Source organism: Geobacter sp. AOG2 (genome assembly GCF_019972295.1).
Taxonomy (GTDB): Bacteria; Desulfobacterota; Desulfuromonadia; order Geobacterales; family Pseudopelobacteraceae; genus Oryzomonas.
In genome coordinates, this window is sequence record NZ_BLJA01000001.1 from 2,826,824 (window position 1) to 2,849,039 (window position 22,216).

The following is a 22,216-nucleotide window of genomic DNA, read 5'->3' on the forward strand; positions in this document are numbered from 1 at the left end:
ATTGCAGTTCCCCGATCACCTGTAGTACCATAACCGCCGCTCCACGAGATGGATACCACCACACGGAAGCGGGCGCCTATCCGGCCTACGGGGCGCCTGCCCGGGAAACAGCGGCGCCCTTTGCATAAAACCCCACACACCGCACATCCGAGAGACCCGTCCCCCGCCACCTCCCTGAAAACCGCGCTCGACCTGTACTCCTCCGGGAGGTTCGGAGACGCCCTGGCGATGGTCCAGGGCCTGCTCGACGGCCAACCCCGGAATATCATGGCCCTGAACATAGCGGCTGCATGCTCGCGCTGCCTGGGTAAGGCGGAGGACGCCGAAGGCTACTGGCTGAAAGCGGTGGAGTTCAAGCCCGACTATGCCGAGGTGCACAACAACCTGGGGGTCCTGTACCAGGAACAGAAGCGCCTGGACGAGGCTGAAACCCGCCACCGGCGCGCCATCGCCATCCGTCCCGACTATCTGGAGGCATACAACAACCTGGGGAGCCTGCTTCAGGGGCGGGAACGTTTCGACGAGGCCGAGACCTGCTACCGGCGGGCGCTGGCAATCAGCCCGGAGCGCGCGGAGGTGCACAACAACCTGGCCAACCTGCTCCAGGGGCGGGGGCGCTTCGACGAGGCCGAGACCTGCTACCGGCAGGCGCTGGCCCTCCGCCCGGACTATGCCGAGGCGCACTACAACCTGGGCAACCTGTTCAAGGAGATGCAGCGCTTCGGCGAGGCCGAGGCGTGCTACCGGCAGGCGCTGGCCGTCCGCCCGGATTACGCCGAGGCGTATTACAACCTGGGCGTCCTCCTCCAGGGACAGCAACGCTTCGACGAGGCTGAGGCCTGCTGCCGCCGGGCCATCGCCCTGCGCCCGGACTACGCCGAGGCATACAACCATCTTGGCGGCCTGTTCCGGGAAGCGCAGCGCTTCGGCGAGGCCGAGGCGTGCTACCGGCAGGCGGCGGCCGTCCGCCCGGATTACGCCGAGGCGCACCACAACCTGGGCGTCCTCCTCCAGGGGCAGAAACGCTCCGGCGAGGCCGAGGCCTGCTACCGGCAAGCGCTGGCCTGCCGTCCCGGGTACCTCGACCCCTGCTACAACCTGGGGGTGCTGCTCCAGGGGCAGGGGCGCTTCGGCGAGGCCGGTGAGTGCTACCGCCGGGCGCTCGCCATCGACCCCGGGTGCGCGGAGGCGCATTACAACCTGGGCATCCTGCACACGGAACTGCATGACGCCGCCGAGGCCTGCGCCTGTTACCGGCGGGCGCTGGCCGTCCGCCCCGACTATGCGGAGGCGCACTACAACCTGGGGGGCCTGCTCAAGGAATTGGGACGCCCCGACGAGGCCGAGGCGTGTTACCGGCAGGCGCTGGCCGCCCGCCCCGTCCATGCGGAGACGCACAACAATCTGGGGATACTGCTCCAGGGGCAGGGACGCCTCGACGAGGCCTTCGCCTGCTACCGGCAGGCGCTGGCCGTCAGCCCCGGCAATGTGGAGGCCTATTACAACCTGGGCAACCTGTTTAAGGAACAAAAGCGCCCGGACGACGCGGAAGCCTGCTACCGGCGGGCCATCGCCCTGCGCCCGGAGTTTGCGGAGGCACACTACAATCTGGGGGTGACGCTCCAGGAACGGGATCGCTTCGACGAGGCCTGCGCCTGCTTCCGGCGGGCCATCGCCCTGCGCCCCGAGTACGCGGAGGCGCATTACAACCTGGGGGTCCTGCTCAGGGAATTGAGATGCTTCGACGAGGCCGAGGCCTGCTACCGGCGGGCCTTCGCCCTGCACCCCGGTTACACGGAGGCGCGCTGGAACCTGGGCCTGATGCTGCTCTTCCTGGGGCGCTTCGACGAGGGGTGGCCGCTCTACGAAACGCGCCACGACAAGGATTGGCGGCAAGCGCCGTGCACGGCGCCCGACCTGCCCTGCCCCCCCTGGTCGGGCGAGGACCTGCGCGGCAAGTCGATCCTCGTCTGGCCGGAGCAGGGGTTCGGCGACGAGATCCAGTTTATCCGGTATCTGGCGCGCTTGAAGGCGCGCGGCGCCGCCCGCGTCACCCTGGTCTGCAAGGCTCCCCTGAAAACGCTCTTCCTCCATGCCGTCCCAACGGCCGATCAGATCCTCTCGCTGCCCGAGGCCGGACGGCCCGCGGGCTACGATTTCTGGACGAGTCTGCTCAGCATCCCACTCCACGAACGGACGACGCTGGACACCATTCCAGCGGACCTGCCTTACCTCGCCGCGGACGGCGACCGGGCCGGGCACTGGAAAAAACGGCTTCCCGATGCGGGATGCAAGGTGGGGCTGGTGTGGAAAGGCGCCGCCGGGCACAAGAACGACGCCAACCGGTCGCTGCCGGGGCTCGCCGCCCTCGCACCCCTCTGGTCGGTCGCCGGGGTCGGCTTCGTCAGCCTGCAAAAGGAGATGGGTGAGGAAGAGGCCGCCGCGCCGCCGCCCGGACAGCCGATCGTCCCCCTCGGCGCGGACATCCGGGACTTCGCGGATACGGCGGCCATCATCGCGAACCTGGACCTGGTGATCTGCGTGGATACCGCCATTGCCCATCTGGCCGGTGCGCTCGGCACGCCGTGCTGGGTGATGCTGCCCTTTATCGGTACGGACTGGCGCTGGATGGACCACCGTGAGGACTCGCCCTGGTATCCGGGTGTGATGCGCCTGTTCCGCCAGGCCGGGCCCGGCGCCTGGGACCCTGTGGTGGAACAGGTGAAAAACGCGCTGCTGCGGTTCGTCGCCGCCCAGGCCGCGCCGAACCCGCCGCAGTAAACCGCACGCCCCCTGCTACGCCAGCTTGAACCGCCTGACCAGGCTCTGCAACTCCTGGGCTAGGTGGTTGAGGCTGGCAGCGGCCCCGGCGGTCTCCTCGGCCCCCCGCGCGGTCTGGGCCACCACCGCCGTGATCTGCTGGATGTTCATGGTCACCTCGTTGGTGGTGGCGGTCTGCTCTTCCGACGCCGTGGCGATCTGGTTGATCTGCATGGTGACCTCGTTGATCTGCCCCAGGATCTCATCCAGGGCCTCCCCGGACTTCTGGGAGGACAAGGCCCCCTTTTCCACCTCACGCACCCCTTCGTCCATGGATTTCACCGCGGTCTGGGTCTCGTTCTGGATGGCCCGGATCATCTCCCCGATCTCCTTGGTCGCCTTGGTGGTCCGCTCGGCCAGGGCGCGCACCTCGTCGGCGACCACGGCGAAGCCCCTGCCCTGCTCCCCGGCCCGGGCCGCCTCGATGGCCGCGTTCAGGGCCAGAAGGTTGGTCTGGTCGGCAATATCCTCGATGGTGCCGACAATATCCCCGATCTGTTCGGAGCGCGCGCCGAGGGTCTCTATCGTTTTTGAGGTGTGGCGCACCCGCTCCGCGATGATGTTCATGCCGATGATGGTCTCCTGCACGACCGCGGCGCCGCTGTGGGTAGCCTCCGCCGTCTTGCGCGAGGCGTCGGCGGCCAGGGTGCAGTTGCGGGCGATGTCGCTGCTGGTGTGGGACATCTCCTCGCTGGCGGTGGCCACGGTCCCGGCCTGCGAAGCGACCTCCTCGGCGCCGGTGGCGATCTGTTCCGAGGTGGATTCCAGTTGCACCGCGGCGGACGCCAGTTGGCTGGAGGTGGCGCTCGCATTGCCCATGAGGTCGCGCAGGGTCAGGACCACATTGCGCATGGCCGCCATCAATTGGCCGGTTTCATCCTTGGCGTCCACCCGGACCTCCACGGTCAGGTCCCCGGCGGCCAGGCAGTTGGCCACCACGACGCACTCCCCGATCGGCCGGGTCACGCCGCGGGTCAGGGTGACGGCGATCAGGACGCTGATCAGGACCGCGGCGAGCCCGAAGACGCCGAACATGAGCTTGGCCTGCCTCTCGCTTTGATCGGCGCTTTGCAGCAATTCCTTCACCCTGCCGTCGTTGTATGCGGCCATCTTGTTGAGCATGGCGTGGCTGTTGGCGTCGATCGGTTCGAACTCCTTTTTGTAGGTGTCGATAAACTCCTGCATCTTGTTATCCATGGCATAGGCGATCAACTTCTTGTTGACCTCCCGGCCGGCGGCCGTGGTCTTCTTGTACTCCTCGAACAACTGTTTCGCCTCAGGCGACACCGCCGTCTTGGACACCATTTCCAGATTGTCCACGTAGATCTTGCGCCGCTCCGCGATCTTGGCCAGGACCGCCTTTTTCTCCGACTCGTCGCTGTTCATGGCCACCTGTTTCACCAGGTCGTTGATATCGAAGATGGAGGTCTGAACCCGCTGGGAGTAACCGCTGATCGTGTTGAAGGCCTGGGCCTCGTCGAACTGCCGCCCGATCCTGTTGAGCAGCAGGATCCCTGCGGTTACGGTGCAGATCATGATGGCCGATACGATCCCGAACCCGAGTAGCATTTTGGTGCCGATCTTCAAATCCTTCATTTCCAGGCCTCCTGTGTGATGTCGAAACGATAGTGACGCCAACGGCAACCACGAAAAACAAGGGCACAAAAAAGGCCCTGCCTTTACGCAAAGGCGGGCCTTGTCACAATCGGGAGACTTGTGTCATTTCGGCGGCCCCTCTATCCACGGCAGGTTGGACAGGTAGCTTTGCGTCGCCAGGTTACCCTGGTTTTGCCTCTTCGATGAGTCTGATTTTTCATGAACCGTACAACGATGCGCGCCGGTGCCGGGCGGCGCCGGCTGGTCCCGGGACGCACCTCCCCGGCACTATAACAATGGCAAGGAACATACCAACGGACGGCACATCCTAACAGCCTGTAACCGTTATGGTTTGCTCTACCAAACCGTTTCACTACCTCTCATTTCGATAATCATTTTCTCATTTCGGTAAATGACTTCGTCAAATTGATCATGCTAAATAACGAGAGGATCATCGACAAAAAAGTGCCCGGAACATGTCCGGACGCCTTTGGCGCATCTGTTCGGGAACCCGGCGCACCCGGGAAGGACAACCCGATCCCCCCGGAGCCGGGCCGGTCACCGCTTGTGGGCGATGATCTCGTGCCAGTTGTCCTGGTCCGGCGCGGCCGTGATCGTCATGCTCCCGGCGTGCTCCGGAGAATCGACCTCCACCAGGTAGGTCTCGCCGGATAACGCCCCGGTCAGGGTGAAATTGCCGATGAGGTCCGTGTACGTCTCCCCGACGATGGGCGCCTGCCCGCTCTTTCTGAGCACGATATGCACCCCCGGCAGCGGCGTGGCGCGATCCTCCATCAGGAGCGTGCCGCACATGCCGGTGGGTTTGCCGGCTGCTGCCCCAGCAAGGGCGGCGGGATCTGCGGCCTGCCGGGAAACGCCGCCGGCGCGGTGCACACACCCCCCCGCCGATACGCACAAGCCCCCCAACATCAGGGCAATAACGAATTTTCCGACCATAGTTCCTCCCATGAGCCTCCAACCGGAGGGACTTTCGGGGATAAGCGGGTAAACCAAAGCCGGTCACGGGACCGTGCCGGCGATATCCTCGTCAAGAGACGCCGGGTTGTCTCCTCTTGGGGACCGGCGCTATTGAGTTTGAGTATAACGCCAAGCTGACATTAATTTCAATAATAATATCAATATGTTAAAAATTTTAACACTATTTGCAAAATGTTAATTTTTTTAACATAAAACAGCTATTCACGGAACTGCCGGTAATTTATACGAAAAGAGGCACCCGGAAGACTACCGGGCGCCTCTTTTGTATCGTTTTGACCCATTGGTGCAAAGGGGAGGGAAGTGTTATGGGACTTATGGGACTTATGGGACTTATGGGACTTATGGGACCTATGGGACTTATGGGACTTATGAGACTTAAAGTCCTATAAGTCCTATAAACCCGAAGCCCCTTAGGCTCTTCCTATCTCCGCCCGGCCGGATTCCCCTGCCTGAGCAATTCGGACTTGACGTTGTCGTCGATATAGCTGTCTTCGATGGCGGTCCGCGCCCAGGCTTCCCGGCACCGGGCGAGCACCCGGGCGGCGCCTTCCGCTACCGAGGGGGTGTTGTTCCAGAGCGCCTTGCGGATGGAGTGCAACTCCTCCGGGGCGGCCCGCCTGCCGTGGGCCAGGTCCCGGCACCGCGTGCATAACAGCGCCAGGGTATCCATATTGGGGCTCATATCCGGCTTGTAATCCCACAGGCGCAGGTCATCCTTGCTCCCGCACCACTCGCAGGTAAACCCTGCCCGCTTGCCGACCGACTTGCCGAAGATGCCGATCGTCTCCATACGTACCTTGTTGGTTTCAAATCCCTTTGCCATGCGTGTTTCTCCTCGCGGGTCCGGTCCGCCGTCCACGGAACCCCGCGGTGCGGACATGCGCGCTCCCTCCGGCCCGCCCCGGAATCGGGACGCAAAAAGGCCGGGAAGCGCAAAAGAAGTATTTTCCTTCGGCAACCCGGCCATCTTCGGTACGAAGATCCGCGGCTTTCCGCCCCCTCCTCGCGAAGGGTTTGGCTTTATCGGAACGTGTCTTTATCGGAATATGCAATACAACTAAAGTAGCATCCTATCATTTATTCATAACTAGTCAATAATTTTAGACATTATTTTCATTTAATCCTGGCGAATGTTCCAGACTTCCCGGTCACCAGGTGAAGGTGAGGGCCACGCGGCCGAAGGGCGCGCCGTCCAGATTGATGTCGTTGCGGTTGCCGTCGTAGAAGACGAACTTCCGGGCAAAGGCGTAGCCCCCCGCGATCCCCATCTTGGCAAAGGGGAGGACCCGGAGGTCGACCCCGGCCACCGCCCGGTAATCCCGGTAGCTCACGACATTGGCCCCCACCGGGGGGTCGTGCAGTTGATATTCGCCGCCGGCGAACTCGGCCCCCACGTAGAGGTCGGTTTTCCGGTCCGGCTTGTAGACGACGCCGGTGCGGGGAAAGCCCAGGGCAAAGACCCACTGTTCCGATGGGATATACAACAGGCCCAGCACCGGCATGACCGGGTAGGAATGATTCATCCCGGTGTAGGCGACCCCACCGATGAGGGACAGGCTTCGGGACGCCTGAAAATTGGCGTGGACCGCCACCGGCACCCGCACATCCCCCGCCGAGAAGCCCTTGAAATCGCTGCCGACCCCCGGCGACACCCGGACCCCCAGGGTGAGGCGCTTGTCCACATGGTACACCGCTCCCAGGTCCAGCGACAGGGTATGCAGCGACTCGGGGAGACGGGCGCTGTCCGGGGCGTCGATCTCCCGGAGCGAATACTTCAGGCCCGCGGACAGGTCAATCTTCGGGTCGATGACGAACCGGCGGGAAAAACCCACCTTCGCCTCGCCCATGGTGAGGTCTCCGCCCGTAGTGCGGATATGGCTGCCGGCGAGCCAGGTGGTGTCGGCGGTAACCTCCGAGAGCGGCTGCTCCCGTTGGGGATAGACGACCTTTTTGTCCGGCTTTGTCGTTTCATTGCTCTCCTGGGCCAAGGCCCAGGATGAGACAGCAAGTGTGGCCATGCAGCAGACGATGGACAACGAAAACCTCAAATTCATTCGATCTCCTTTGGACTGGGGATAAGAGGTATGGGGGGTATGGGACTTATGGGACTTATGGGACTTATGGGACTTATGGGACTTATAGGACTTATGTGACTTATAATTCCTATTAGTCCTATTAATTCCTATTAGTCCTATTAATTCCTATTAGTCCTATTAATTCCTATTAGTCCTATCAATTCCCATTAGTCCTATTAATTCCCATAAGTCCCATACCCCTAAAGTCCCACAACAATCATTCCCCGCCCTTCCCTGGCCGATAAAACCTCACGGCATTCTCGCACAGGACCCGCCGTGCGCCTTCCTCCCCCAGGGCTCCGACCACCAGGGCGAAATCGTCGTCCCGGTAGGGGCGGGGCGCGCGGGTGGAGGGGAGGTCGGTGCCGAACATCAACGCCTCGGGATTGGCGGCATACAGGGCTTGCAGGGCGGTGCGCACGTCGAAATCCACCCGGCCGAAGCCGGTGGCCTTCACATGGACGCCGCGCTCCACCAGGGCCAGCAGCGTGCCGAAGCCGTCCCCGGTAAGCCCCAGATGGTCGATGCTCACGGCGGGCAGGGCCGCCAGGGTGGCGAAGAGCGCAGGCAACTCACGGGAATCGGCGTACAATTCCACGTGCCAGCCCGCCAGTTCGTGGACCCGCCGCGCCATGGCGTCCAGATGACCGATCTCCTCCGAACCGCCGCGCTTGAGGTTGAAGCGGACGGCGCGTACCCCGGCCCGGTCCAGCTCCAGCAATTCGGCGTCGCTTGCGGTGGCCGGCACCTGGGTCACCCCCACGAATGCGGGGCCGAGCTGCCTGAGGGCGTGGACCAGGTAGGTCTGGTCGAAGGCCTGGAAGGAGCCGGAGACCACGGCACCCCCCGCCAGGGCGTACCGCTTCATGCGGCCCAGGTAATCGTCGCAGGTGAACGGCTCCGGCAGATAGCCGTTATTGGGGACCAGGGGGAAACGGTTGTCGATGATATGCAGATGTGCGTCGAAGAGTTTGAAATCCCGGGATGCCATGGGGTCCCCCTGAGGTGGTATCTGACGGCCGGCGGCTCCATTGCGGCATTCCGGGCTGAAAAAGCGGCGCTCAGCGCGGCACATGCCATCCGTAGGCCCGCCGGTCCCCGGGGCCGCCCGGAACCAGCATGCCCTGAAGGCTGCGGTGATTGGGGTGGATGCAGTAGCTGCTGCTGGTGCCGGCGGGAACGGCATAGCGGCAGGCGGTGTTGTTGGACAGACACCGGGAGAAGTCCTCCACCACGTGCTCGGTTGCGCATTGATTCAGGTCCGGCTCTTTTCCGGAAACATTCTGAACGGGTATGGCCATGGGTGCTGCATCTCCTCTCGGCCGTGCCGGCCGGTTTGTCACGCGCGCAAAAAGGCCGGGTCCTCGGAAGAGCACTCCTCCGGCAACCCGGCCATCTTCAAGGTGAAGATCCGTAGCTTTCCGCCCCCTCCTCGCGAAGGGTTCGGCTTTATCGAGGCGTCACGGCTGAACTATATAATTTGTTACATAACTATAGCATTATCCCGTAGTTATTCAATCCCGCACTAAATTATTTTTTCTTTATATACAAAGAGATAGGACGTTCCGCAGGTACGTTCACGTGAGGAGGGGACAGGCCCCGCGGGGGTTTTTTGCCGTCCTGCCGGCGGTCGCGGCAACCACCGCCGGAGGTTATTTTTCATTGTACATCAAACCGGACTAACCGTTATACTACGGAAACTTGAAGCCTTACGACGCAAAGGGCAGGAACCATGTCTCTCATTGGTGATCTCAGCCAATTTCCCATCAGCGATATCATCCAGTTCGTGCACGAAACCCGCAAGTCCGGGACGATCCGCATCGGCTGTTTCAAGGGAGAATGCAACCTGGTGTTCTCGAAAGGGGATATCGTCAGCGCAAACTACCTGAACGGCATGGTCAGGATCGGGCAGATCCTCGTGCATATCGGCGCCATCACCAAAGCGGAGCTTGCCTGGGCCCTGGCCATACAGGAGCAGGACCCCCCGAACCGCAAGCCGTTGGTGCTGACGCTGCTGGAAAACAGCATGGTCGCAAAGGAAGCGGCGTGCGAGGGCCTGAAGATGCTGATCGAGATGACCCTGGTGGAGATCCTTTCATGGGATTTTGGGCATTACGAATTCGAGGAATGCAACGTCCTGAACCTGGGAAGCTGGTTTTACAACCTGACGGACCACCAGGAGGTCTCCCTGAACGCCCGGGCCGCGCTGCTGGAATCCTTGCGGATCTTCGACGAGAAGCGCCGCGACGGCACCATGGACAACATCCTCGGCATCGCGGGGCTGGACGGTTCGCTGCCGCTCTTGGTGGAGCCCCGCAGGTTCCAGGTGACGTGAGGAGGCGGTGTCAGTGCAGCGGTTCCTCTTCCTCCTCCTCGCCGCTTTTGGCGAGGGATTGCACCGAACTTTCCGCCTGCCTGCCCTGAAGGATGTTCTCGATCTCCCGGTACGGCATGATCCGCACCTGGTGAAGGCTGATGTTGGTGCATACCGGATGGGTTTCGACGAATGACCGGGCCTGGTAGTACGTCAGCCTCACCGGGTCCTCGGCGCTGTCCGGGGTCAGGATGTGGAACCGGTACATTTTTCCGTCATGACAGAGGACGTGATACTTCCCTTCAACAAAAAAGCCTATGCCGTAACCTTCTTCCGCCGCCGCCATACGTTCCTTCCCGCTTGTCCCCTCCCCGCCCAAAGTTCGGCTTCGGGGAGGCGCTGCGATGAAACCATCCGATTTTGTGACGCAATTATAGCAGCTTTCCGCAATTGCACAAACCCGCGCACATTTATTTCATATTTCAATCTGCAGGGAATGAAGACTACGGGCGTGGGGCGTGAGGAGTACGCTGAAAATTCGGTGCTGGCCCTCGTGCACATTTTTGTGTAAAATCGCCGGGACGGAAAAGTAACGCAGAATTGAGGGGGTACGTGTGTTGGCTGACGCTGCCATTTACAACATTCCAGGGGCTCGCGACGACATGCCGTTTATGGATGTCGCCCCGGGCATTGCCAGTTTTTGCCGGGAGTCGGACGGATTCAATGTCGCGGCTCTCAATATAAAACCGCATGAAACCGAAGAGATGTACCCCGATTGGTACATCCCCATCCACCTGGACCCCGCATCGGAAATCCACTATTGGAGCAAAGGCTCATTTCACCGCCAGGTAATGAAACAGGGGATGTTCAACCTCTGCCCCCAAGGGGTGACGGAAAAAGTTCGGGCTGGGGATGAACATAAAATCATCCTGGTGACGTTCAACCAGAAATTCATCGAGAAGACGACGGAATACCGCATTACCGGCAACCGGTTGCAACAAAACGCCCATTACGGGCTTATGGATAATTCGGTATGTTATCTTGCCATGGCCCTTCGGGCGGATTTTGCCGCGGGCTCGCCCTACGGCCGCCTGCACGGCCAGACGCTGGCATTGGCTCTTTTAAGCCGCATCTTCGACATAACCAACGCCTCAGGCTCCAGCAAAACGGAGCAAGGCTGCCTCGATGCCAACCGTTTGAGGCGCGTCACGGAATACATCAAGGCGCACTTGCATAAAAACCTGTCGTTGGACGAAATTGCCGATGTGGCCTGCCTCACGCCGTTCCACTTCTCCCGTCAATTCAAAAATGCAACGCATGTGTCCCCCCATCGGTTCGTCCTGAAGCTGAAGGTCGAACAAGCCGAAAGGCTGCTGACCACCACCGACCTGCCCATTGCCGATATTGCCCTTGAACTGGGTTTTCAAAGCCAGAGCCACTTTACCCTGGTGTTTCATAAAATCGTCGGCGTCACCCCGGGCAAATACCGCAAGGCAATTGTGTGAAAATATCGCAATTTTTTGACAAAACTCCGCAATAACTGAAAAGACCCCGCCTCTCACTCCGTAATAAAGTACCAATTCAATTTTTCGTATACCGAAACCGGCACGCCGCCAGGCTCGCGCACGCACGCCGGCCCTCTTTCGTGCGCACAGACCGACGGGCGGCCAATTTCCGGGCCTCCGGGCGTCTCTTTGGACCGGGGACCATTGGTGCATTCATGCGTCAGGAGCCGGTGCGGCAAGAAATAACCGGAAAGGAGGAGAGAGGGTTTTGCATTGTTATGTTCTCCCCGCGGAGAACAATTACATGAAAGGAGGTTTCTGATGACATGTAAAAGATTTTTCTGCCTGCTGGCCTGCATAACGGTTGTCCTGGCATCGACAGCCGCCTGGTCGGCGGAGATCCACGGCAGAAGTTCCACCCAGTTTGCCTGGTTCAACGACGTCTTCACCGGCAACAAGCAGCATGAATTCGGCGAGTACCTCAACCTGTCGGTGACCAAGATCGACAAAGAGGGCAAGCTGTCCTTCCAGGGCTACGGCCGCGTCACCCAGGATATCAACAACGGTGAGGGCCTCAATGGCCGGCTCTACTACCTGTACGGCGACTACAGCAACCTGTTCGACAAGGTCGACATCCGGCTCGGCCGCCAGTTCGTCAACTATGCGGCCGGCTCGGCCCTGATCGACGGCGGCAAGATCGACCTGAAGAATGTCGGTCCCATCGGCTTCTCGGTGATGGGGGGGCGCAACGTCTTCTTCGACCTGAACGGCGAGGCCACCCGCGACCGGGATTTCGCCTTCGGCGCAGCCGTCTACCTGAACGGCTACAAGAACACCGACGCCGAACTGAGCTATTTCCTCAAGCTGGACAACGACGGTGTCGCCCGCGACCAGCTCGGCTTCTCCGCCAAGCAATACTGGAACTCGTTCAAGGGATACGTCGACACCCGCTTCGACCTGCCCAGCGAAACCTTCACCGAACTGCTGGTGGGGGCCAAGTACTTCCCCACGGCCAACCTCGTCCTGACCGCGGAATGGTACCAGAGCTACCCGACCTTCGACTCCACATCGATTTATTCGATCTTTGCCGTTGATCGTTACCAGGAAGCCCTGGTCCGGGCCGACTACACCATCAACGACATGCTGTCGGTCAATGCCGGCTATACCCGGCAATTCTACGGCGAAGGCAGCGACGCCTCCGATGTCGTCGAGGTCGGGTGCCGCATCCGTCCCATCGAAAACCTCCGGCTGGACCTGAACTACGACCACAACAACGGCTACGGCGGCAACCTGAACGGCGGCAGCGCCGAGGTTACCTACACCCCGGTCAAGCCGCTGGACCTGGCCGCCGGCCTCCAGTACGACGTCTATGCGTTCGACCGGAGCACCGGAGATGAGACCGCGCGCAAATACTGGTTTGGCGCCAAGTACAAACTTGCCAGGAACATGTCCGCGTCCGTCCGGGCTGAAGACAACGTCAATGCCCAGTACGAAAACGACTGGCAGGGGCGGGTCGTCTTCAACTACGACTTTTAGAAAGGAGGGACCTACGTGAAGCGAATTGTATTTATCCTAGCACTTCTCGGCTTCGGCCTGGTCTGCCTGCAGCAACGGTCGTACGCCGACAAGAAGATGTCCCACGCGGAATACGCCACGATGGCGATCAAGGACTGCAACGAATGCCATAAAGGCGAAGGGGTTGCCCCCAACCACGACGCCGACTTCGTGCGCGGGCACCGGGTCCTGGCGAGCCGGGCGAACAACAACTGCAACCAGTGCCATGCCCAGGCCTGGTGCCTGGACTGCCACCAGGGCGGCGGCTCGGGCGAAGACCTCTCCCAGAGCAACGCGGGCCGGGACTACAAGCCGAAAAGCCACCGCAGCGGCTGGCTGCAGATCCACCCGATCAAGGCCCAGGACAACCAGCAGCAATGCTACCGCTGCCACGACCAGAAATACTGCACGGCCTGCCACAGCAAACTGCCCCAGAGCGGCCTGAAGTCACTGGGTTTCGTGTCGCACCGGACCCAAGTCTCGGATACGGTGGGAGAACAGCGCTGGGGATTTGAGCATGGCCGCGAGGCGCGGCGGAATCTGCAGGCCTGCCAGACCTGCCATGAAGACGGCTCGACCTGCAAAAAGTGCCACAGCTCGTCGACGAGGACGGACCCGCTTACAGGCAATATGATTAGAAGCGGTGCCAATCCCCACCCGAGGGGCTTCAAGGCCGGCAACTACAAGGACAGAAGCAGCAAGAAGGTCTGTTTGCAGTGCCACAGTGCCGGAGATCCTGAAATTAACTGAGCCATCACTAAACAAGAAGGGGGAAAACTATGCAGATCAAGAAGTTAAGCATGATGCTGTTAAGCGCGTTATCTTGTGCCGCACTGTTGAACGGGTGCGGTTCGTCCAGCAAAGAGGGGACGACTGATTTCGGTGGGGCGGCATTGGTCAGCGAAAGTACGTGCATTGTCTGCCACTCAACCACAACTGATTCCGTATCGGGCGCCTCACTTGTCCAGGAATATGCAAACTCGGTGCATAACCCGGCCAATTTTGCGGGCGCGCAAGGATGCCAGGGATGTCATGGCGGTGGAGCCCAGCACAACGGTGTCGGCCCGATTCCATTTCCAAACCCGCTGGCCAGTGACAGGTGCACAGTGTGCCATACCGATGCCGACCTCGCCCCGCTTTTTGTGATGGCCAAAGCTGACTTTGTCGGCAACAACTGTTCCCATTGCCACACCGCTAGCGGTAGCGGCAGTGTCCACGCCATTCAGGTGACCACCACGCTACCTACTGACAAACGTGATAACTGCGTTGGTTGCCATGACGTCGCCGCACCGCAGCATGGAGCGGAGCGAATCAACGACAACAACGGCGTCCGCGCCATCATACCTGAATTCAACAAGAGATCTCACCACATCACCGGTGCCACACCTACGAATGCTCAGTGTGCAGTTTGCCATCTGGAAGGCAAAGTTGTGTCTGGTAAGGTTGTTGTAGACGCGACGAGGCACATGGCAGACGCCAAAGTCCACCTGCGTGACGCAGATAACAACCTTGATCATGCTTGGGACGGCACGAACCACTCTGAGATGGACAACTTCTGTTTCTCCTGCCATGACAGTAACGGCGCCGCCGCAATACCCAATACTTTCTCTGGCGTTGCCGGCTTCACCGGAACCGCCATGAACCCGTTCGGCGACACCCTGACCAACGGCTACGACCAGGTTGCCCGCGCCGGCGTTGTTGATGTAAAAACCGCATTCACCACCACCAACGCTTCGCACCACGCCGTATCCGGCCAGCGTTACACCTACCGCTTCTCCACCGCTGCCAATGCCGCAGCTTGGGCAGCCCGTACCGGCAACCCTGTTCCCGATGCCAGCCAGATCGCCGAAGGCCACACGGTCAGCGGTGTGACGAGCCCGTTCGGTACAGGCCTGACCTATGACCCGGCCGGCCCCGAAGAGGGCGGCGAAGCAACCCTGTACGAAGGCGGCAAGTTCGTTGCCACCTACATCCCGCTGGGCGCTACCCAGAATGTCGGCGATAACTCCATCCTCCATTGCGGCGACTGCCACACCGTCGGCCAGTGGAAAGTCGGTTCCTCCACCAACGCTGACGGCACCACCACCTCCGTCGCCATCGGCGCCCACGGTTCGGTGAACGAGTACCTGCTGCGTAACAGCCTCGGCACCGACGAGATCCACAACAACCTGACCTATGTCTGCTTCAACTGCCACAAAGCCGGGGAAGAAGCAGCCACCCAGACTCTGTGGAATGAATTGGTGGCAGAAGGCAAGATTACGGATTCAGTTGCTGTAACGGGCACGTACCTTAACTGCGCCGACTTCGGTGGTTACACCAATGCCAGCAAGACAGCTTGTGTGAGCGGCGCCGGTGTTACGGTCACCGTCAACAAGCCGGCAACTAGGGTACCTACCTGGAAAGCCGGTTGGAATGCTCTCCATCCGACCGTAGTTATGGGTCAGCTCACCGGTTACTACGTAGCCCACGCCGTATCCGCAATGCACGGCCAGTGCCAGGCCGACTCGGCCAATGCCATCGGCGCTACCCGTCTGGTTGCCTCTTGGGAACCTGACAAGGTGGGGGTCTATGACTACTTGCCCGCGGCAGGTGCAACTGCCGCATCACCCAGTAGCGGTTCCACCGAGCCGTTTGTTGCCGGCAGCAACGCCAACTCCGGTAACATCACCGGCATCGCCTGCATCAACTGCCACAACAGCGGCCTGCGCAGCGCTTTTGGCGGCATCCACGGCGGCAACTACACCTATACCGACGGTCTTGGCCGTCTGCAGACCACCTACCGCTTCATGCCTGGTATGGGCAACTACCGCTATGCACCTCCGGGCGGCTGGGATGGCAAGGATGTTTCCGATCCGACCCTGCTGACGGTTAACAATCCGATTGCGGATAATGGACCTGCTTTCGGCTCCGGCTCGGCAGGCTTCCCCGGCGCATCCGGAAAACCGATCGGTGGCTGCTACACCAACAGCGATACCGACACCAACCCCGGTTACAGCACCTGTAGCCACCACGGCACCAGCTCGGCTGCACAGTCGAACTACAACCCCGCTGGCACCGTAACCCAGTCGGGCGCCACCGCGTACTTCCGCACCACCTATGGCGGCGGCACTACCGGTAACCCGACCACCTACGAGCCGACTGTTCGCGAAGCGACTTCCGGCAGCACCCTGGTAACACGGCCTCTGAAGTACTAGGCCTCTGCTGTAGGGGAGGGGCCGTCCTGGCCCCTCCCCCTTCCATATGTCAACCATTTAAGCCGGCCTTGCGCCGGCTTTTTTTAAAACAAGCGCAAGTCATGTTTATTTATTCGGGATTTCGGGACGAATGAAAACACCATCTGATAAAATCCGAACATTGACTGCCTATACAGGGTTATCCATTTTGGCACACCTGTTGGTATTGTATTCCATGGGCAGGTTCGGGAACTACAATTTTGCCGCGCCGGTTAACCTTCTCCAGGCCGTAATGGTAGACGTTGCACAACCATCTGCCGCCACCGCGCCGGTAGCCGTTTCCAGCGACCTGAAGACCAACCATTCGGACAAGGTCGCGGAAGAGCAGCCTGATAACGGGAATCGCGCCCAGGTACAGGGGGAGGAGGTCGGCACGCCTCCGGCCGCACCGGAAAAAAGCCCGATCAAGCCGCAGGCTGTTGAGCCTGCTGCAATCGGCAAAGAAACGACCGATGGCGGTACCCGTGCCGGTGAACCGTCACCGACAACGCAACCGGTCCTCCGGCAGCACAATGCGGTGACGCCGCCAATACCCCCTCCATTGAGAACCGCCGGCGAGTTCATGTCCTCAAAAGATGAAAAACTCACTTACTTGATCACCTTGCTGGGCGTCCCGGTGGGGAACGTGGAGTTGGAAGCAAAGAACGAAAAAGGCGAGGTAAGGATAATCCTGAGAACCAGGACAAACACCGCCCTGTCGGGCGTATATCCTGTCGATGATCTTATGGAAGCCAGACACATTGCCGGCAACTTCATCATTGCCACGATCAGGCAGCAGGAAGGATCTTTCAAAAGTGATATCGGTTTCACCATATTCCTGAGGGATAAGCGCGTGTTCTGGATCGACCGCATTCGGAAGCGCTACTCGGATGAGACCATACCCAACAGCGACGTGCTTGATACCCTCTCCTCGTTCTATTACCTCAGGAACCGGCCGTTACAGATCGGCACGACGGAAATACTGAATATTTACGATGGCGACGCCTATGCGTCCGTGCCGGTTGAAGTTATACGCCGGGAGGAAGTCCGGCTGCGAAATCTAACGAAGGTGGATAGCCTGCTGTTGCGTCATGTCAAACAGAAAGGGATTTTCAGGAGAACAGGGGATATGTTGATCTGGCTGACCAACGATAAAAACAAGGTGCCGGTAAAGATGGAAACGACCACACCGTTCGGAAAGGTGGCTGTCGAGCTTGTGTCGTCAGAAACCACGCCTCTGGAGGAAGGGGCCAAGGAAAAATAGTTCCCGCCGCCGCCGTATTCTGGTAATAATATCCACTTATGAAAAAGCTCATCTATGGCACCCTGCTGGTAATCGCCTGCTACCTCGCCTACATCGTCATCTCCCTGAGCCTGGCGCCGCCGGTTTCCGATCTGGCCGACCGGAAATTCACCATGACCATCCAGGTGAAGGATTGGCAGGGGGAATACCATCCTTTCGTCGTTGGGCCGAAAAACCGCTATTGGACCCCTTCCGGCCGCATCCCGCCCGAGATGAAATGGGCCGTGATCCTGGCTGAGGACAGCAACTTTTATCAACACGAGGGTTTCGACGTCAAGGCCATCAAGAACGCCATCAAGTACGACCTGGAAAAGAAAAGCCTCAAGCGCGGCGCCTCCACCATCACCCAGCAGACGGCAAAGAACCTGTTCCTCTCCCGGGAGAAGACCGTTACCCGCAAGCTCAAGGAGATCTACCTGGCCTGGCGCATGGAGCAGGAGTTGAGCAAGGGGCGCATCATCGAACTTTATCTGAACGTGGTCGAGCTGGGGCCCATGGTCTACGGCATCGGCAACGGCGCTCATTACTACTTCGGAAAACCGGCGTCGGCCCTGACCCCCAGGGAGTGCGCCTTCCTCGCCGCCATGCTGCCCGGCCCGCGTCTTGCCTATAATCCCTACAAGAATCTGGGCAAGGTGTTGCGTCGTTCGGACATGATCCTGAGACTCTTACGCAAGAAGGGGGTCTTGAGCGAGGGCGAATACCAGGCGGCGGTGGCCCAGCAGCCCAATATCGCCGGTATGCAGCGCAAGGTCGATAAGAGCATCGCCACGCCGCCGGTGTTCACCGCCCCGTCGTCGGCCCGGAATGAGTCTGTCGAACCCACGCCGGCCGTGCCGCAGGAGCTGGCGCCGGAGACGGAAAAGAACCCTTCCGCGGAGCCGCCGGCCGACGGCCCGCCACCGGTAGCACCGGAAGAAAGCGGGCAGGAAAAGAAATGATCACGGGTTTGTGGATACGATAGATGACGGAAAAGACCGACCTTAAAAATCTGACGCTGCCGGCTCTGGAGCAATTTCTCCAGGGCAAGGGCAAGGAGCGTTTCCGCGCCACCCAGATCTTCAAGTGGATCTACCAGCAGAATGCGCGTTCGTTCGAGGAGATGAGCAATATCTCCAAGGATCTGCGGGCGGAGTTGGCCGAGACCGCCTTTATCAGCGACCTCGAACCGGAAGCGGTGGAGGAGGGAAGCGACGGGACGCGCAAGTATCTCTTCGCGCTTTCGGACGGCAATGCCGTCGAAGCGGTGTTGATCCCGGACGAGGGGCGCAACACCTTGTGCATCTCGTCCCAGGCCGGCTGTGCCATGGGCTGCGAGTTCTGCCTGACCGGAACCTTCAAGCTGACCCGCAACCTGACGACCGCCGAGATCGTCAACCAGATCATGGCGGTCAGGCGCGAGTTCGAGATCCGCAACATCGTCATGATGGGCATGGGCGAACCGCTGCACAACCTGGACAACGTCATCCCGGCCATCCAGATCATGATCGACGGCAATGGCCTGCAATTCTCCAACCGGCGGGTGACGGTCTCGACCTGCGGATTGGTGCCGGAGATGGAGCGGCTCGGCCGCGAGGTGCCGACCGTCAACCTGGCGGTCTCGCTGAACGCCACCACCGACGAATTGCGCGACCGGATCATGCCGGTCAACCGGAGGTATCCGCTCCGGGATCTGCTCAAGGCCTGCAAGGAGTTCCCCCTGCCGGGCCGGCGCAAGGTCACCTTCGAATATGTCATGCTGGGAGGGTTGAACGACACGCTGGAGGATGCCAAGCGCCTGCTGCGCCTGACCAGCGACATCCCCAACAAGGTGAACCTGATTCCCTTCAACGAACATGAAGGGTGCGATCTCAAGGCCCCGACCCGAGCTGCCGTGGATGCCTTCCACAAATACCTGATCGACCGCCATGTGACGGTCATCACCCGGGACAGCCGCGGCGGGGACATCTCGGCGGCCTGCGGCCAGCTCAAGGGGCGGCTGAAAAAATGATCGGATGAAGAAACAAAAAAACCTCGGAGCCTGGTAAGGCTGCCGAGGTTTTTTTGTTCTGGGGTCCAGCAGACAGTTGAAAGCCTCAGGTTGTTCAAAAATAGCCAGATCGTCGCACCCGCAGAAAACCACGAGGAGGCGTAGCAGCGCTACGCCGCACGAAGTGGCTTTCGAGGACGGCGGCGATCTGGCTGTTTTTCAACAACCTCCTAACGAGGTTCGGATGGTGCCCGCCTGCTGCGGTATTCCACTACCGGCTGGTGGCCCGGTGCACGGCGCGGTCTGGCGGAAGAGGACTTCCCGGCATTATCCCACGGTTTCCCCTGCCCCTGCGCGGCGCCGGACTTGACGCCCGGTTTAGCGTAACGGTTTGCTCCCGGCCCTGCCGGCCTTTTCGACCCTCCGGCACTCCGGCGCAGGACGGCGAGAGGGGCCAGCCCGTCAATATTCTGTTCGGGCAGCCTCTTGCCGATGAAGCGTTCGATCTTCTCCAGGTAGCTTACTTCCGAACGGGAAACAAAGGAGATGGCGATACCCGAAGCCCCGGCCCTGCCGGTGCGGCCGATGCGGTGGACATAATCCTCGGCAAAGCGCGGCAGGTCGAAGTTGATGACATGGCTGACTCCGGTGACGTCCAGGCCGCGTGCGGCAACATCGGTCGCCACCAACAGGCGGATACCGCCGCGGCGCATGCGCTCGATGGTCTTGTTGCGGGCAATCTGGTTCATATCGCCGTGAAGGGCCGCCGCCTGGTGGCCGTTGCGGCTAAGTTCGCGCGCCAACTCGTCGGCATCGCGTTTGGTGGCCGAAAAGATGATGGCCCTGGTCAACGCGTTGTCGCTGACCAGGTGGTTGAGGAGTTCCTTCTTGTGATTCAGGTTGTCGGCGACGTGAAGGCGCTGCTCGATCAGGGCGTGGGAGGTGGTGCGTACAGCCAGTTCCACCCGTTGCGGATTGCGCAGCATGCGTTCCGCCAGCCTGCTGACGGTGGCGTCCATGGTGGCGGTGAACATCATGGTCTGGCGGTTGGAAGGGGCGCGGGCGACGATCTTCTCCATGTCTTCGCTGAAACCCATGTCCAGCATGCGGTCCGCCTCGTCCAGGATCAGCATCTCCAGGCGGTCCAGGCGGACGCTGCCGCGCTCCAGGTGGTCCAGCAGGCGGCCCGGCGTGGCGACGATAATGTCCACCGGAGCCGAGAGCAGGCGCAACTGCTCACGATAGGGCATGCCGCCCAGCAGTGTGCCGCAGCGGGGGCGAAAAGCGCGTCCGTAGGCGCGCGCCGCCTCCATGACTTGGCCTGCCAATTCGCGGGTCGGGGTGAGGACCAGGATGCGGGGGCCTTTGCCGGGTACGGTGGAGGGCGTGGCCAGGCGTTGCAGGGCAGGCAATACGAATGCCGCTGTTTTGCCGGTGCCGGTTTGGGCCGTGGCGATCAGGTCGTGGCCGGCCATGGCCAACGGTATGGATTGTTCCTGGACAGGTGTGGGGGTCGTGTAGCCGCAGTCGGCCACCGCTTTGAGGATGGCCGCATTGAGGCCAAGTTCGTCAAACGTCATGAGTCTATTCCTTTTCTTTGGTGTTGTCGGTGTGAGGACAGGCGCGCGCGGGCCGCAGAATCAACCGGAATGATCCATGGACAGGACGGCAGTACCGTGCGGCAGACATAATCTTCGCCTGCCAAAGGGTCTGCGTTGTTCAATGGGAAATTGAATGCAGGAGGGGCAGAATGCGATGATCAAAATAAAAACGGCGGACACCATGCCGCCGTTTCGGGTAGAAGTCTAACCAGCAGCATAAAGGCCTTCGGGCAGAAAGGCAAGCACTAATTTCCCCCGGCAGGGGATGTTTCTGCGGAAAGCCGCGCAGGAGGGGGCATTCAGTGGAAAATAACGGTTGAAGTTTATGCCTAAAACCCTTACAGTTTACGGCGTTTTACAGGCACGTATAAAGAAGGAGCAGGGACCATGAAGGATGCGGCAATCGGAGTTATCGGCGGGAGCGGGCTCTATGAGATGGAAGGTCTGGATGACGTGCGACGGGTGCAGGTGGAGACGCCTTTCGGCGACCCTTCGGACGAGTACGTCACCGGTGTGCTGAACGGCGTGCGGATGGCGTTCCTCCCCCGCCACGGGCGTGGCCACCGTTTGCTGCCGTCCGAAGTCAATTATCGCGCCAACATCTATGGCATGAAGAAACTCGGCGTGGAACGGATCATCTCCGTGTCGGCCGTGGGGAGCCTCAAGGAAATCATTGCCCCCGGCCATATCGTGATACCTGACCAGTTTATCGACCGGACCAAGGGCATCCGCAAGGACACTTTTTTCGGCGAAGGGGTCGTGGCCCATGTCGGTTTTGCCGACCCGGTCTGCCATGACCTGTCGGAGGTCCTCTATGCCGCGGCCCTCAAGGCCGGAGCGGTCGCCCACAAAGGCGGCACCTACATCTGCATGGAGGGGCCGGCCTTTTCCACCCGTGCCGAATCGTTCATGTACCGCGAGCGCGAGGCGGCAGTCATCGGCATGACCAACCTGACCGAAGCCAAGCTGGCGCGCGAGGCCGAGATCTGTTACGGCATCATCGCCCTTTCCACCGATTATGACTGCTGGCACACCGCCCACGACGACGTATCGGTGGAGGCGGTGGTCCAGATCATAAAGCAGAACGTCGCCATGGCCAAGGACATCATCCGCCACGCCGTGGCCGTCATCCATGGCAGGGAGCAAAGCTGCCCCTGCGGCAGCGCCATGCAGTACGCCATTATCAGCGACAGGTCGGTAATCCCGGCTGAAACGAAACAAAAGCTCGATCTGCTCATCGGTAAATATTTGTAGTTCTTAATTTGTCG

The 22,216-nt window shown here is 60.5% G+C and carries 18 protein-coding genes and 3 riboswitches; of the genes, 10 read left to right on the plus strand and 8 right to left on the minus strand.

Annotation, left to right across the window (positions count from 1 at the left end; genetic code table 11):
- Positions 1–48 precede the first annotated feature (48 nt).
- Positions 49–2,781, plus strand: a complete 2,733-nt coding sequence (locus LDN12_RS12990; RefSeq protein WP_374045058.1) for a tetratricopeptide repeat protein — start codon at positions 49–51, stop codon at positions 2,779–2,781.
- Positions 2,782–2,796: 15 nt separating this feature from the next.
- Here the strand turns inward: LDN12_RS12990 and LDN12_RS12995 are convergent, their stop codons facing one another.
- From LDN12_RS12995 to LDN12_RS13020, 6 genes are all read right to left on the minus strand, one after another.
- Positions 2,797–4,416 (minus strand): methyl-accepting chemotaxis protein, encoded by a 1,620-nt coding sequence (locus LDN12_RS12995; RefSeq protein ID WP_223923088.1) that lies wholly within the window; start codon positions 4,414–4,416, stop codon positions 2,797–2,799.
- Positions 4,417–4,543: 127 nt separating this feature from the next.
- Positions 4,544–4,623: riboswitch (cyclic di-GMP riboswitch) on the minus strand.
- A 351-nt stretch (positions 4,624–4,974) separates the two neighbouring features.
- Entirely contained in the window at positions 4,975–5,373 is a 399-nt protein-coding gene (locus LDN12_RS13000; protein WP_223923089.1) for a hypothetical protein, read from the minus strand.
- A 463-nt stretch (positions 5,374–5,836) separates the two neighbouring features.
- Complete coding sequence (locus LDN12_RS13005; protein WP_223923090.1) at positions 5,837–6,238, minus strand: hypothetical protein; 402 nt, start codon at positions 6,236–6,238, stop codon at positions 5,837–5,839.
- A gap of 127 nt (positions 6,239–6,365) precedes the next feature.
- Positions 6,366–6,444, minus strand: a riboswitch (cyclic di-GMP riboswitch).
- Positions 6,445–6,563: 119 nt separating this feature from the next.
- The gene (locus tag LDN12_RS13010; protein ID WP_223923091.1) at positions 6,564–7,469 is read right to left on the minus strand and encodes a DUF6268 family outer membrane beta-barrel protein; all 906 of its coding nucleotides are present in this window, start codon (positions 7,467–7,469) and stop codon (positions 6,564–6,566) included.
- Between the two features lie 238 nt (positions 7,470–7,707).
- Positions 7,708–8,481 carry an amidohydrolase gene (locus LDN12_RS13015; protein WP_223923092.1) on the minus strand — a complete coding sequence of 258 codons (774 nt, stop codon included), beginning with the start codon at positions 8,479–8,481 and terminating at the stop codon, positions 7,708–7,710.
- Between the two features lie 70 nt (positions 8,482–8,551).
- Positions 8,552–8,791: a hypothetical protein gene (locus tag LDN12_RS13020; protein WP_223923093.1), complete on the minus strand. Its 240-nt coding sequence runs from the start codon at positions 8,789–8,791 to the stop codon at positions 8,552–8,554.
- 78 nt (positions 8,792–8,869) lie between these two features.
- Positions 8,870–8,948, minus strand: a riboswitch (cyclic di-GMP riboswitch).
- 274 nt (positions 8,949–9,222) lie between these two features.
- On the opposite strand from LDN12_RS13020, the gene LDN12_RS13025 reads away from it, so the two are divergent.
- A complete protein-coding gene (locus LDN12_RS13025) occupies positions 9,223–9,825 on the plus strand; it encodes a DUF4388 domain-containing protein (protein WP_223923094.1) in 603 nt (200 codons plus the stop codon).
- A 10-nt stretch (positions 9,826–9,835) separates the two neighbouring features.
- On the opposite strand, the gene LDN12_RS13030 is transcribed toward LDN12_RS13025, so the two are convergent.
- Positions 9,836–10,150: a hypothetical protein gene (locus tag LDN12_RS13030; RefSeq protein ID WP_223923095.1), complete on the minus strand. Its 315-nt coding sequence runs from the start codon at positions 10,148–10,150 to the stop codon at positions 9,836–9,838.
- Positions 10,151–10,418: 268 nt separating this feature from the next.
- Here LDN12_RS13030 and LDN12_RS13035 point away from each other — a divergent pair, with 268 nt between their 5' ends.
- The 7 genes from LDN12_RS13035 to rlmN all read left to right on the plus strand — a co-directional run bounded on the left by LDN12_RS13035 (position 10,419) and on the right by rlmN (position 19,368).
- Positions 10,419–11,309 carry a helix-turn-helix domain-containing protein gene (locus LDN12_RS13035; protein WP_223923096.1) on the plus strand — a complete coding sequence of 297 codons (891 nt, stop codon included), beginning with the start codon at positions 10,419–10,421 and terminating at the stop codon, positions 11,307–11,309.
- 321 nt (positions 11,310–11,630) lie between these two features.
- A complete protein-coding gene (locus tag LDN12_RS13040; RefSeq protein ID WP_223923097.1) occupies positions 11,631–12,845 on the plus strand; it encodes a hypothetical protein in 1,215 nt (404 codons plus the stop codon).
- A 15-nt stretch (positions 12,846–12,860) separates the two neighbouring features.
- A complete protein-coding gene (locus tag LDN12_RS13045) occupies positions 12,861–13,613 on the plus strand; it encodes a cytochrome C (RefSeq protein ID WP_223923098.1) in 753 nt (250 codons plus the stop codon).
- 29 nt (positions 13,614–13,642) lie between these two features.
- Entirely contained in the window at positions 13,643–16,057 is a 2,415-nt protein-coding gene (locus tag LDN12_RS13050) for a hypothetical protein (RefSeq protein WP_223923099.1), read from the plus strand.
- 187 nt (positions 16,058–16,244) lie between these two features.
- On the plus strand, positions 16,245–17,339 hold the full coding sequence (locus LDN12_RS13055) for a DUF3108 domain-containing protein (RefSeq protein WP_223923100.1): 1,095 nt from the start codon (positions 16,245–16,247) through the stop codon (positions 17,337–17,339).
- Between the two features lie 38 nt (positions 17,340–17,377).
- The gene (locus tag LDN12_RS13060; RefSeq protein WP_223923101.1) at positions 17,378–18,319 is read left to right on the plus strand and encodes a transglycosylase domain-containing protein; all 942 of its coding nucleotides are present in this window, start codon (positions 17,378–17,380) and stop codon (positions 18,317–18,319) included.
- A 23-nt stretch (positions 18,320–18,342) separates the two neighbouring features.
- The gene (gene rlmN, locus LDN12_RS13065; RefSeq protein WP_223923102.1) at positions 18,343–19,368 is read left to right on the plus strand and encodes a 23S rRNA (adenine(2503)-C(2))-methyltransferase RlmN; all 1,026 of its coding nucleotides are present in this window, start codon (positions 18,343–18,345) and stop codon (positions 19,366–19,368) included.
- A 209-nt stretch (positions 19,369–19,577) separates the two neighbouring features.
- Here the strand turns inward: rlmN and LDN12_RS13070 are convergent, their stop codons facing one another.
- The gene (locus LDN12_RS13070) at positions 19,578–20,927 is read right to left on the minus strand and encodes a DEAD/DEAH box helicase (protein ID WP_223923103.1); all 1,350 of its coding nucleotides are present in this window, start codon (positions 20,925–20,927) and stop codon (positions 19,578–19,580) included.
- Between the two features lie 408 nt (positions 20,928–21,335).
- On the opposite strand from LDN12_RS13070, the gene mtnP reads away from it, so the two are divergent.
- Positions 21,336–22,202 (plus strand): S-methyl-5'-thioadenosine phosphorylase, encoded by an 867-nt coding sequence (mtnP, locus tag LDN12_RS13075; RefSeq protein ID WP_223923104.1) that lies wholly within the window; start codon positions 21,336–21,338, stop codon positions 22,200–22,202.
- Positions 22,203–22,216: the final 14 nt, after the last annotated feature.